Source organism: Kosakonia sp. ML.JS2a (assembly GCF_025642095.1).
GTDB lineage: Bacteria > Pseudomonadota > Gammaproteobacteria > Enterobacterales > Enterobacteriaceae.
Map to the genome: position 1 here is coordinate 2,261,596 of NZ_CP106754.1, position 12,004 is coordinate 2,273,599.

The window sequence follows — 12,004 nt, forward strand, 5'->3', positions numbered from 1 at the left end:
ACCATGAGCAATCCTTCTCAACTGCAAGAACAGCAGCAGGGCGCACAGGCTTTTAGCCAGGATGAATTTAGCGCGTTGCTGAGCAAAGAGTTCCGTCCAAAAACGGACCAGGCACGTTCCGCCGTAGAAAGCGCGGTGAAAACGCTGGCCCAGCAAGCGCTGGAAAACACCGTTACGTTTTCCAACGACACCTACCGCACCATTCAGAATCTGATTGCCGGTATTGATGAAAAACTGTCGCAGCAGATTAACCAGATCATTCACCACGAAGAGTTCCAGAAACTGGAAAGCGCCTGGCGTGGTCTGAACCACCTGGTGAACAACACCGAAACCGACGAGATGCTGAAAATTCGCTTTATGAGCATCTCCAAGCAGGAACTTGGCCGCAACCTCAAGCGCTTTAAAGGCGTGGGTTGGGACCAGAGCCCGCTGTTCAAGAAAATCTATGAAGAAGAGTACGGCCAGTTCGGTGGTGAACCGTTTGGCTGCCTGGTCGGCGACTATTACTTTGACCACAGCCCGCAGGATGTGGAACTGCTTGGCGAAATGGCGCGCATCGGTGCGGCGGCGCACTGCCCGTTTATTACCGGTACAGCGCCAAGCGTAATGCAAATGGAGTCCTGGCAGGAGCTGGCGAACCCGCGCGACCTGACCAAAATATTCCAGAATACCGAATACGCTGCCTGGCGTTCGCTGCGTGAGTCAGAAGATGCACGCTACCTCGGTCTGGTCATGCCGCGCTTCCTGTCGCGTCTGCCGTACGGTATTCGCACCAATCCGGTGGACAGCTTCGACTTCGAAGAAGAAACCGATGGCGCAAACCACAATAACTATTCATGGGCTAACGCCGCCTATGCGATGGCAACCAACATCAACCGCTCATTCAAAGAGTACGGCTGGTGTACATCAATCCGCGGCGTGGAATCGGGTGGTGCGGTGGAAAACCTGCCGTGTCATACCTTCCCGAGCGATGATGGCGGTGTGGACATGAAATGCCCGACCGAGATTGCGATCAGCGACCGTCGCGAAGCCGAGCTGGCGAAAAACGGCTTTATGCCGCTGATCCACCGCAAAAACTCCGACTTTGCTGCCTTTATCGGCGCGCAGTCGTTGCAGAAACCGACGGAATACCACGATGCTGATGCCACCGCCAACGCGCGCCTGGCTTCGCGTCTGCCGTATCTGTTCGCCTGCTGCCGCTTTGCGCACTACCTGAAGTGCATCGTGCGCGACAAAATTGGTTCTTTCCGCGAACGTGACGAAATGGAACGCTGGCTGAACGACTGGGTGATGAACTACGTCGATGGTGACCCGGCGAACTCCTCCCAGGAAACCAAAGCCCGCAAACCGCTGGCAGCGGCGGAAGTGCAGGTGCAGGAAATCGAAGATAACCCGGGCTACTATGCCGCTAAGTTCTTCCTGCGTCCGCATTATCAACTGGAAGGTCTGACGGTATCTCTGCGTCTGGTATCTAAACTGCCGTCGCTGAAAACCAAGGAAGCGTAAGTAAAACAGGCCGTAAGCCATGTGTGTTTGCGGCCTGAAGGATTTTGTCAGGGATCGAGGAAAGGGAATGAAAATTCATACAGTGATAGCAAGCAGTCTGCTGATTTTATCGGCGATGGCCTGCGCGCAGACACAACGTTATGAATACCCCAGAAGCGAATCGTTGCCGGAAGATGATGCGTCGATTTTCCCGCGTGATCCTGCATTGCTTACCCACCAAGATCTCCACATGAGTGGAGAACGCTTTTTCAATGCGTGGACATCAAGAACCAACGAGCGTGAGCGCATTAAAGCCGATCTCTATCTGTTGGGGGTACTGGATACCACGGAAGGAAAAGTCTGGTGTGGTTATAACAGGCTAAAAACGATTTCGATACATGAAGTGGTATATTCGTATTTTACTGCGCAGCCGGCAGCGCGTTTACAGCAAGAACGCGCCACTACGCTTATTCTTGAAGCAATGACTCAAAACGGTAAATGCAATAAAAGAAAATAATCGTGAAAAAGATGATACGTCGGAATTATCTGATTTCGGAATTGTGCCATTTTCTTTAATAAAGTGCGGATACATTAAGCTACACACAGAATTGATGAATTATTCCTCTCATGTCGAGGGAATGAGTATTTCTGAATAGATATATCATCTATTCGGGAATAATAGAGGCAGAGGTAAAATATGGACGGTTTTATTCGGCCCCATGCTTACCCGTTTGCCATATAAGCGCTTTTTCGAAAGCAATATTTATCATTAACGAAGAGTAAATATTATGGCTATTGATATGTTTCTGAAGGTCGATGGAGTTACGGGTGAATCTAAAGACTCTAACCACACCGGCTGGACTGATATCACATCTTTTTCCTGGGGTGCATCACAACCTGGAAATATGAGCGTTGGCGGTGGCGGCGGTGCCGGTAAAGTCAATTTCAACGACCTGCATGTTAACGCACTCATTGATAAATCGACTACCGCTATCCTGAAACACTGCGCCAGCGGTAAACACCTGACCAAAGTTGAACTGTCTGTTTGTAAAGCAGGCGGTCAGCAGGTTGAATATGCACGCATTACTCTGGAAGATGTGCTGGTAACATCTGTTCAGTACACCGGTGCAGACAATGGCGACACCGTGGGTGTTACCTATGCATTCCAGGCTGCGAAAGTGAAACAGCAGTACTGGGAGCAGTCTTCTTCTGGCGGTAAAGGTGCTGAAACTTCCGCAGGCTGGAACATCAAGGAAAACAAAGAAGCGTAAGCACTCATGGCGATCCCGTAAGGGATCGCTACTCTTTTCGGAATTGGGTATGGCGAACTCTCTTATTTTTGTAAAACGCCTCCGGGAAACCAACAATTCTACTATTTCGACTTACAAAATATCCGGATGCATAATCAAAGGTTATTGTATTGAGCGTCCAGGGCCAGCATACGAATGCGTCGGGCCCGGAACGTTCAAGGGTATGCTAAAGCCGATGTTGTGTGTGCTTTGCGCTCTGCCAGCCATAACCTCTCAGACGCTGAAAATGGCGTATTGCAAGTATACTAATTGCCCGGCCGAGGAAAAGTAATAAAAAATGCCCGGATGCACAGATAAACTTAAACAGCACTACACACAGCTCTTCACCGTAGTCACGCTTTTCGCAGCGGCAAACGCCATTGCAGCGACACCCGCAGAAGGGATTAGCGGACAGTGGCGCATTGTTAGCGTCAATACCGATCAGCGCGCCATGACCTATCCCGCCACTAAATACAACGACCCGCGGCTGGTGGGACGAGTCCTGAACTTCGGTCAGGATGCCATTCGTGGCGATGCAGATGGCGATATTGACTGCCAGCAACCGACATACCGTTCGCAGCCAGAAATGACGCTGAATGCCGCCATTCAACAAACGTCCGGCGAACACAATGACGCGCCGGTTACCCCGGTGGCGGAGGATTACGAGCTAAATATTCCCGGTGATCAAAAAATTACGCCGCTGCTGGTCAGCTGTAAGCAGGGCAGTTTGGGGCCGGACGGCGTGGTGATGAAAAACTGGGTCGCGCAGATCGCTGCTGACCGGTTGATCACAAACTGGTCTGAAAATGGTTATTTAATGTTGCAACGGGTAAAACCTGGCGAAAAAACCGCGCCGGGTTTTTCATGTAACGTTAAGCTAAGCACCGTTGAAAAAACCATTTGTGACAGTGATGAACTCTCTGCCTGGGATCGCAGTGTTACCGATGCATACCAGACCTGGCAGTCAGAGCAGGAAGAGATCCAGCCGGCAGATAAGGCGGTAATGGACACGATGAAATCAGAGCAGCGGGCATGGCTGGCGAAACGTAATCAGTGCCAGAGTGATGCGGCCTGCATCGAGAAAGCCATGCGTGAGCGCGTCTCTGAGATCATGAGCAAGGTTTATTAGCAGTTCGATAAAACAAGGACAGGTTTTGACCTGGCGCGTCCGTGCCGGGTTACACCGCCACCGTAAAGACTTGTTGTTGTCAAACGCAGCCGCTTTGACAAAAAACGGCGCCGTTTGAGTGCACATAACTCCAGCAGGAATACGCGATGCGATTCACTATTATTACCAGTAAGCCCGGTCACCAGCCGCCGCAAAGCCGCTGTGACTTTTATCCTCCGGGCGGCACCATTGGCCGCGGCACTGATAACAACCTGGTGTTGCCGGACAATGACCGCTCAATCTCTCGTCTGCAAGCGATCGTTCATATTGCCGGGAACGGCGAGTGCCGTATTACCAACCGCGGCAACGTAACCCGCGTAGTGTTGAATGATATTCCGCTGGAGCGCGGACGTCAGGTTGAGCTTCAGGATGGCGATATTCTTGGCATTGATGACTATCGCATTGAAGTCACCGATCTTATTCAGGATACGCAACCGGTGAGCCGTATGGCCGCCAGCATGCAAGCGGAAATGTTCCCGCCGCCGGTTCAGGCAGCGAAACCTGCGCCAGCCCGTGCACCGACTGCTGCGCGTGGCGCCTCGTCGGAAAATGCGCCAGCGTCAGTACCGACGGAGATTTGGGACAGCCTGATGCAGGAGTTCTCCATTTCCGACAGCATCTCCAGCAGTCGTACCAAGCCGCAAGATCCGCAGAATCTTAACCCGTTTGCGGCACCGAAAGAGCCGGAACGCAATCCGGAAGATCCGCTCTCATTACTGAACAACAACGAACCGCTGGTCACACCGAAATCGCTGGCTTCCGACCAGTTATTCAACGACGAGCAGTTGTTTAAAAACGACAGCATCTTCAACGACGCTACCCCGTCTGCGCTGGTTCCTCCGGTCGAACACGCCTCAAAACTGCCAGCCGCAGATCAGGATGAACTTGATCCGTTGGCGCTGTTCGGCGGTGGCGGCAGCAGTGCTCCGCAGGCACGTAGCGACGATCCATTAGGCCTGCTGAGCGGTGCGGCGCCGTTAGCCAGTGTGGACGATATTGCACCGATAAAACCGACATTCTCAGAGCCGCCCGCGCCGCGCGCGATTATTACTGAGCCGGTTGTCAGTGAACCCCCGGCAAACCCGCAACCGATCATTACCGACCTGAGCGCCAGCGATCTCACCGGCACGCCACTGTTTGCTGATGATGAACCTGTTACTGCACCAGAAGAGAGTAGCGAACCGCAGGACTATGCAGGGATCACGTTGCCGACGCCACAGGCAGTGCAGCGCAGCGCTGCTCAAACGCCGAGAGGGCGCCTGCGTATTGATCCGGTACAGAGCTATACCGCGCAAAGTACGCCATCGACCAGCAGCACCGGTGATAGCGGCGATGTGCTGAAAGGCGAATTGCTGGATGCCTTGCTCGAAGGGATGGGGCTCGGCGATATGCAACCGGTCCCGCAGTTCGATAAAGAAAATATGCGCCAGTTCGGCCAGATGCTGAGTATGTTTTCGCAGGGCACCGTTGCGCTGTTATCCTCACGCTCCATCCTGAAACGCGGTGTGAAAGCGGACATGACCATGGTGCTGGATGATGCCAACAACCCGTTCAAACTGCTGCCTTCCGGGAAAACGGTACTGATGCAGATGTTCGGCACGCGTATGCCGGGCTTTATGCCACCGAAAAAATCCGTGCGCGATGCGCTGATTGACCTGCAAGCGCACCAGCTAGGAATGATCTCCGGTATCCGCGCCATTATCGCGGCGATGCTGCAGTCGTTTAACCCGGAACAACTTGAAGAAGATGCCAAACGTGACGGCGCGACGGCGCGGCTCGGTGTGTTATCGAACCGGAAAGCTGCGCTGTGGGACTACTTTGTGCGGACGTACGCGCAAACCGCCGGTGAGATTGACGATGACTTCCACACCCTGTTTGGTGAAGCGTTCCTGCACGCTTACGACATGGAGGTCAACCAATACAAAGACTCACAAAGCGGATCGGAAGAATGAATATCAGCACCGCCTCAATATCCCGACAAGGCGAACGTGCCAGTAATCAGGATCAGACCGGTGAAACCATCGGTGAGCGCGCCGCGTGCTTTGTGGTCTGCGACGGTATCGCCGGCTTGCCCGGCGGTGACGTGGCGGCGGCGTTGGCGCGTAACGCGATCATCGCGCAGTTTGACGGTGATGCGCACCTGAATGCTCAGTACATTCGTCGGTATGTGAACGACGCTAACCGCGCTATCCGCGAAGAGCAGAAAGCGGTGCAGGATTATCATCGCATGGGCACAACCCTGGTCAGCTTGTTTATCGACAGGGATTATAAGCTGGCCTACTGGGCGCACGCAGGAGACAGCCGTTTGTACTTGTTCCGCCGCGGCTGGTTGTATCATGTCACCACTGACCACAGTCTGGTGCAGCAAATGAAAGATGCGGGCCACCAGGTTGAAGGGATTAACGGTAACTTGCTTTACTTCGCGCTTGGCCTTGGCGAGGACGAGCGGGAACCCAGCTACAGCGATGTGGTGCCGATTGAAGATGGCGACGCCTTTTTACTGTGCACCGATGGCTTTTGGCACGGCGTGACGGAAGAGCAGATGCAGCAATCCCTGCACATGGTTAATACGCCGGACGAATGGCTGACGTTAATGAATCAACTCCTGCTGAAAAACAGTGTCGGGGCGCAAACCCAGCAGGACAACTATAGCGCCGTAGCGGTGTGGATGGGCACGCCTCAGGAGACGACGCTGTTGCATTCGCTCTCTGAAGCCGCTCAGTTTTTCCCTCTTCGTGATTGATACAGCTTACAAGGACTTTTATGAAACTTTGGCTACCGGGATTGGCGCTGCTCACTGTGTGCGCCAGCGTCCATGCAGAAAACTACCGCATCGTGCAATCGCCTTCACAAAAATTAGATGTCTGGATCGACAACATCGCGGATAACACCCCCAAAAGCTGGTGCGCCCGTGAACTGCCTCTGCGTATTGTCGCCAACGGTGATAAAAAAACGTCGGTGTTGAATAACTTTTTGCCGCGTGTTGGCTCGTTGCTGGAAAACCAGTGCGGCACGCTGACTCAGGTTCGCTGGAAACTGACCGATCCGCAGGGCGCGACGCTCGCGGAAGGGACCGCAGATAAAGCGAAAGAGTGGGCGCCTGTTGTTACCTCCACCGGCTCGTCCTCTTCAGCAACGACCTCAGCGGTGCTGACGCCGCCAACCGGTCGTGCGGAAGATCTTTCGCCTCAGGCGAACCGTGCACCGTGGCAGGAGTTCACTTTGCAGGACGGTTGCCATCTGCGCACCTTCTGGCAGGGAGACGCCAGCGCGCCGGCGCTGTTTATTCCCGCAAAAGAAGATGGCAAATGCGAGAAAGGCGGCTGGCTGAATGGTCGCAACGAAGTCACACAGCTTAGCGATGGCGTGGAAAAAAAAACCACCATGACCTTTGTTCATGGCTTCCCGGTGAGCGGTTTGAGCGAGAGTGTTGACGCCGATCGACTGCTGATCACCACTGTTAATAACGAGCGTATGGTCGCCAGCGAAGGGACGCTGGCGCAAAGCTGGATGATTCTGCCCTATGTGCACGGTCTGAATGGCTGGAAGGCAAATGGTACTGTTGCGGTGGAAATTTCCCGCGATGTCGCCAGCGATGAAACCCGTCTGCGCGCGCGTCTTGAAGAAGTGCGTAAAGTCTGGACCCCGTGGTTTGAACCGGGCACCCGCCTGAATATCCTGCTGATTGATTCGTTGCACCCACAGTTACGCGACCCTGCGGTCGGGACCTACAAAACCCTGAACTAAAGGAGCGGCCATGAACACTCTGTTACAACAACTGGCGGGTGAATCACTGCACGAGAGTCTGGCTAAGTTGGAAAGCCGTATCCGCACACAACCGGGCGATGCGGACTTACGCGCCGCGTTTGCGCAGTTACTGTGTCTTGATGGCAACTGGCCGCGCGCGCTGGCGCAGTTAAAAAGCTGGGCTGCTCTGAAGCCGCAGGCTCAACCGACAGTGACTCTGCTGGAGCAGGCGATCAGTGGTGAACAACAGCGTGCAGAGGTGATGGCAGGGCGTGTTCGCCCGGTGACACCTGACCGCCAGTGGCCATGGCTGACATCGATGATGTCAGCGCTGGAAGCGGAATCCGTTGCGGCTGGCGCACTGCGTGAAGCGGCGCTGGAGGCGGCCGAAGCGAATTCCGGTCAACTGACCACTCAGGACGGGCAGACGGTTGCGTTCGACTGGCTGATGGATGGCGATTGCCGTTTGGGCCCGGTATGTGAGGTTATTGTTAATGGCCGCTATTTCTGGTTACCGTTCAGCGCTATTTCCGCCATGCAGTTCCAGCCGCCCGCAAGCGTAACCGATCTGGTGTGGCGGCATACGCTGGTGCGCTTGCAGGATGGCAGCGAGCAGGTGTGCCAGATCCCGGTGCGCTATCCGCTGAATAAGGATGCTGAGGATCGCTTCAAACTCTCCCGCGTGACAGAGTGGCAGACGCTGCCGGGCGATCTGTCGCAGTATGTTGGCTTCGGGCAGAAGGTGTGGCTGAACGACAGCGCGGAGTTCTCCTTACTGGACCTCGCGACAATCAGTTTCAATGTGGAACCGTCGCATGAGTAACTCTGCGCAGGGTCAGGACAGCGATCTGCTGCGCAGCGGCTGGCGCTCCCGTCGTGGCAAAGAGACGGTCGGCGCGCGCGATAAGATGCAGCCCTCGTTGCTGGATCGCCTGACCGACGATGCGCCGGATAAAGTGCAGGAACCGGTTAACAGTAATCTGGTTTCCCATGCTGCACTGCGCCGTCATGTTCTGCGTGATCTGCAATGGCTATTTAATACCATCAACAATGAAGCCCAGCAGGATCTCTCTGGTTTTGATGAAGTGCGCCGCTCGGTGGTGAATTTCGGCGTTTCGCCATTGGCGGGCAAGCGCATGTCTGATATCGAATGGCAGGATATCCAGCGCAAGCTCACCGACGCGATTTTGCATTTTGAACCGCGCATTTTACCGCAGGGATTACAGGTGCGCTGTGTTTCTGATACCCAGTCACTGGATCTGCACAACGTCCTGTCAATTGAAATCAAAGGCCGCCTGTGGTGCGTGCCTTATCCGCTGGAGTTTCTGTTCCGCACCGATGTGGACCTTGAAAACGGGCATTTCGAATTGAAAGACGCGGGGTAACGATGGAAAGCAAATTACTCGAATACTACAACCGTGAACTGGCCTGGCTGCGTGAGATGGGGCAGGAGTTCGCCGGGCGCTACCCGAAAGTGGCCGGTCGCCTTGGCATGCACGGCATGGATGTGGCCGATCCTTACGTCGAGCGTCTGATGGAAGGTTTTGCGTTCCTCACTTCACGCGTGCAGCTAAAGATGGACGCGGAGTTTCCTCGCTTTTCTCAGCGTCTGTTGGAAATGGTCGCGCCAAATTATCTTGCGCCAACCCCATCGATGGCGATTGCCGAGCTGCAACCGGACAGCGCAAAAGGGGATTTAAGCCACGGATTTGTGGTACCGCGCGGCACCATGATGGACAGCCAGGTGATGAAAAAAAATGGTGTCACCTGTAGCTATACCACCGCGCATGATGTGATGCTGCTACCGCTGACGATCACTCAGGTTGAGCTGGGAGGCGTTCCCGCCGATCTGCCGCTGGCGCAGGTGGGATTGAGCCAGCGTGGTGCGCAGAGCGCACTACGCATTCGCCTGAGCTGTGATGGCCCGGTGAACCTGAGCCATCTGGATTTTGATCATCTTGAACTGTTCCTCAGCGGCCCGGATATGCAGGCGCTGAAACTGTTGGAACTGCTGATGGGCCATCAGGTCGGCATGCTGTGCCAGGCCAATGGGCAAAAAACGCCGCCGATCGTCCTGGCCGACGATGCCCTGCGCCAGGAGGGATTTAGCGCCCATCAGGCTCTGTTACCGGACGATTTGCGTAATTTTGATGGCTACCGCTTGTTGCAGGAATACTTTGCCTTCCCGGCACGTTTTCTGTTTATCAGCCTGCACGGTTTGCGCCCGATGCTGGCGCAAAGCGGCGAAGCGAAGTCCTTCGATATCATTATTCTGCTGGATAAAGCTGATGGGCAACTGGAGCGTGTGGTTGATAAAACCCACCTCGCGCTGCACTGTACGCCAGTGGTGAATCTGTTTCCGAAAATTGCTGAACGGCAGAAACTCAGCGACAACCTGCACGAATACCATCTGGTGGTGGATAACATTCGCCCACTGGATTACGAGATTTACGCAGTCACCAAAATTCACGCCAGCGTGGATGGACAACGCGACGAGCAAACTTTCCGTCCGTTCTGGAGTAGCTGGAGCCAGGATAATGGCAACTATGGCGCTTATTTTTCGCTGCGCCGCGAACAGCGCGCGCTTTCTGAGCATGCCCAGCGCTACGGTACGCGCACCGGTTATATCGGCTCCGAGGTATTTGCCTCGCTCGTTGATGAGCAACACGCGCCATGGCGTGAGGATTTACGTTACATCACCGCTGAAGTGCTCTGTACCAGTCGCGATCTGCCGCTGATGCTGCAACAGGAAATCGGTAATTTCGTGATGCCGGATTCCCTGCCAGTGAAATCCTTACAGTTACGCAAAGGCCCGACGCCACCGCGCCCGGCGCTGGCGGAAGGGTTGAGCACCTGGCGGTTGATCAGCCAGTTGCAGATGAACTATCTCAGCCTGATGGACGGTGATGATGGTGAAGGGGCGGCCGCGCTGCGCCAGCTGTTAGGACTGTATACCCGACTGGCGGAAGCGCCTGTTGCGCGACAGATTGAAGGCGTGCGCCACTGCGTGCTGGAACCGGTACATCGCAGGGTCCCGGAGCCGGGGCCGATTGTTTTTGCCCGCGGTACTGGCATCACGCTGACCGTCGATGAGCAGGCATTTTCCGGTTTCAGCCCCTATTTGTTTGGCAGCGTGCTGGAGCGCGTATTCGCCCGGCTGGTGGGAATGAACAGCTTCACCGAGTTTACGCTCAAAAGTCAGCAGCGTGGTGAAATTGGCTACTGGCCGCCGCGGATGGGCAAGAGGGCGCTGATATGACCGATACGCTTGCCGGTCCGCCGGTCATCACCCGCGCAAATGCGCTGCCGGAGTCCTTCTGGCAAAACGTGATGGCAACACCGTGGCGTTACGATCTCTTTACCTTGCTGCGCCGCGTGGATGCACGGGGAGGGGAGCGCTATCCGCTGGGGCGTGCGCCGCTACCGCGATTTGAATCGCTGCGCATTGGACAGAAGCCGTCGCTGGGCTTTGCGCCGTCAACGCTGGCGGGCGTCAGCAAACGCAAAGACTCGCCGCTGTACGACATCTCGATCTTAAGCTTCGGTTTGTTCGGCCCCAATGGCCCATTGCCTGTCCATCTGACGGAATATGCCAGCGAGCGTATCGATCATCACCAGGATACCAGTCTGAGCGCCTTTGCCGATGTGTTTCATCACCGTCTGGCGCTGCTGTTTTACCGCGCCTGGGCTGATGCGCAGCCCACGGTGTCACTCGACAGGCAGGACAATAAACGGTTTGAGCAGTATATCGCTTCGCTGGTGGGGATGGGGCAACCCGGACAACTTGAAAAAGGCAGCCTCAGCGCCCACGCCCGTTTTGCGCTGGCCGGGCATCTGACCCGTAATGGACGCGATCCGGAAGGGCTGGAGAAGATCCTGCGCAGCTATTTTAATGTGCCGGTGAAAATTGTTGAAAACGTCCCTCAATGGATGCCGCTCAGTGAACGCGAGCGTGCGCGGTTACAGGGGGGGCGACATGCGCCACGTCTGGGGCAGTCTGCATTTCTGGGGGAAGCGGTACGCGATGTGTGCCATAAATTTCGCATCGAAATTGGTCCCTTACCCGTCGATACCTATCGTCGGTTTTTGCCGGGTGAACAGTATGTCACCGCGTTACGCGACTGGGTGCGCCAGTATCTGGGCATTGAGTATCAGTGGGCGGTGAAAGTGATTTTGCGCAGCGAAGATGTCGCTGGCGCAGCGCTGGGCGGTGCAGGTCGCCTGGGGTACAGCGCCTGGCTGGGAGCGCAACCGCAGCCAGAAGCGCGTGGAGATTTGGTTTTCAGCCCGGAGGGGTAACCCTTCCTGTTTTTAA

The 12,004-nt window shown here is 55.2% G+C and carries 11 protein-coding genes; all 11 read left to right on the plus strand.

Annotated features, from left to right (window positions below; all coding sequences use genetic code 11):
- The first annotated feature begins 3 nt into the window (after positions 1-3).
- The 11 genes from tssC to tssG all read left to right on the plus strand — a co-directional run bounded on the left by tssC (position 4) and on the right by tssG (position 11,988).
- Positions 4-1,506: a type VI secretion system contractile sheath large subunit gene (gene tssC / locus N7922_RS10890; RefSeq protein WP_263100540.1), complete on the plus strand. Its 1,503-nt coding sequence runs from the start codon at positions 4-6 to the stop codon at positions 1,504-1,506.
- Between the two features lie 67 nt (positions 1,507-1,573).
- Positions 1,574-2,002 carry a Rap1a/Tai family immunity protein gene (locus N7922_RS10895; protein WP_263100541.1) on the plus strand — a complete coding sequence of 143 codons (429 nt, stop codon included), beginning with the start codon at positions 1,574-1,576 and terminating at the stop codon, positions 2,000-2,002.
- Positions 2,003-2,273: 271 nt separating this feature from the next.
- Complete coding sequence (locus tag N7922_RS10900) at positions 2,274-2,756, plus strand: Hcp family type VI secretion system effector (protein WP_017457017.1); 483 nt, start codon at positions 2,274-2,276, stop codon at positions 2,754-2,756.
- 316 nt (positions 2,757-3,072) lie between these two features.
- Positions 3,073-3,903 carry a lysozyme inhibitor LprI family protein gene (locus N7922_RS10905; protein ID WP_263100542.1) on the plus strand — a complete coding sequence of 277 codons (831 nt, stop codon included), beginning with the start codon at positions 3,073-3,075 and terminating at the stop codon, positions 3,901-3,903.
- Between the two features lie 146 nt (positions 3,904-4,049).
- Entirely contained in the window at positions 4,050-5,894 is a 1,845-nt protein-coding gene (tagH, locus tag N7922_RS10910; RefSeq protein WP_263100543.1) for a type VI secretion system-associated FHA domain protein TagH, read from the plus strand.
- Entirely contained in the window at positions 5,891-6,685 is a 795-nt protein-coding gene (locus tag N7922_RS10915) for a PP2C family protein-serine/threonine phosphatase (RefSeq protein ID WP_263100544.1), read from the plus strand. The genes tagH and N7922_RS10915 overlap by 4 nt, the downstream gene beginning before the upstream one ends.
- Positions 6,686-6,705: 20 nt before the next feature.
- Entirely contained in the window at positions 6,706-7,689 is a 984-nt protein-coding gene (locus tag N7922_RS10920; protein WP_263100545.1) for a hypothetical protein, read from the plus strand.
- A 10-nt stretch (positions 7,690-7,699) separates the two neighbouring features.
- The gene (locus N7922_RS10925) at positions 7,700-8,512 is read left to right on the plus strand and encodes a type VI secretion system accessory protein TagJ (RefSeq protein ID WP_263100546.1); all 813 of its coding nucleotides are present in this window, start codon (positions 7,700-7,702) and stop codon (positions 8,510-8,512) included.
- Positions 8,505-9,074, plus strand: coding sequence for a type VI secretion system baseplate subunit TssE (tssE, locus tag N7922_RS10930; protein ID WP_263100547.1), 570 nt, complete (start codon positions 8,505-8,507; stop codon positions 9,072-9,074). Before N7922_RS10925 ends, tssE begins: the two co-directional genes overlap by 8 nt.
- A 2-nt stretch (positions 9,075-9,076) precedes the next feature.
- Positions 9,077-10,948, plus strand: a complete 1,872-nt coding sequence (tssF, locus tag N7922_RS10935) for a type VI secretion system baseplate subunit TssF (protein ID WP_263100548.1) — start codon at positions 9,077-9,079, stop codon at positions 10,946-10,948.
- On the plus strand, positions 10,945-11,988 hold the full coding sequence (gene tssG, locus N7922_RS10940) for a type VI secretion system baseplate subunit TssG (RefSeq protein WP_263100549.1): 1,044 nt from the start codon (positions 10,945-10,947) through the stop codon (positions 11,986-11,988). The genes tssF and tssG overlap by 4 nt, the downstream gene beginning before the upstream one ends.
- The last annotated feature ends 16 nt before the right edge of the window (positions 11,989-12,004 follow it).

Coding starts and splice junctions, on each gene's coding strand:
- tssC (WP_263100540.1), top strand. CDS start 4: ATGAGCAATCCTTCTCAACTGCAAGAACAGCAGCAGGGCGCACAGGCT.
- N7922_RS10895 (WP_263100541.1), top strand. CDS start 1,574: ATGAAAATTCATACAGTGATAGCAAGCAGTCTGCTGATTTTATCGGCG.
- N7922_RS10900 (WP_017457017.1), top strand. CDS start 2,274: ATGGCTATTGATATGTTTCTGAAGGTCGATGGAGTTACGGGTGAATCT.
- N7922_RS10905 (WP_263100542.1), top strand. CDS start 3,073: ATGCCCGGATGCACAGATAAACTTAAACAGCACTACACACAGCTCTTC.
- tagH (WP_263100543.1), top strand. CDS start 4,050: ATGCGATTCACTATTATTACCAGTAAGCCCGGTCACCAGCCGCCGCAA.
- N7922_RS10915 (WP_263100544.1), top strand. CDS start 5,891: ATGAATATCAGCACCGCCTCAATATCCCGACAAGGCGAACGTGCCAGT.
- N7922_RS10920 (WP_263100545.1), top strand. CDS start 6,706: ATGAAACTTTGGCTACCGGGATTGGCGCTGCTCACTGTGTGCGCCAGC.
- N7922_RS10925 (WP_263100546.1), top strand. CDS start 7,700: ATGAACACTCTGTTACAACAACTGGCGGGTGAATCACTGCACGAGAGT.
- tssE (WP_263100547.1), top strand. CDS start 8,505: ATGAGTAACTCTGCGCAGGGTCAGGACAGCGATCTGCTGCGCAGCGGC.
- tssF (WP_263100548.1), top strand. CDS start 9,077: ATGGAAAGCAAATTACTCGAATACTACAACCGTGAACTGGCCTGGCTG.
- tssG (WP_263100549.1), top strand. CDS start 10,945: ATGACCGATACGCTTGCCGGTCCGCCGGTCATCACCCGCGCAAATGCG.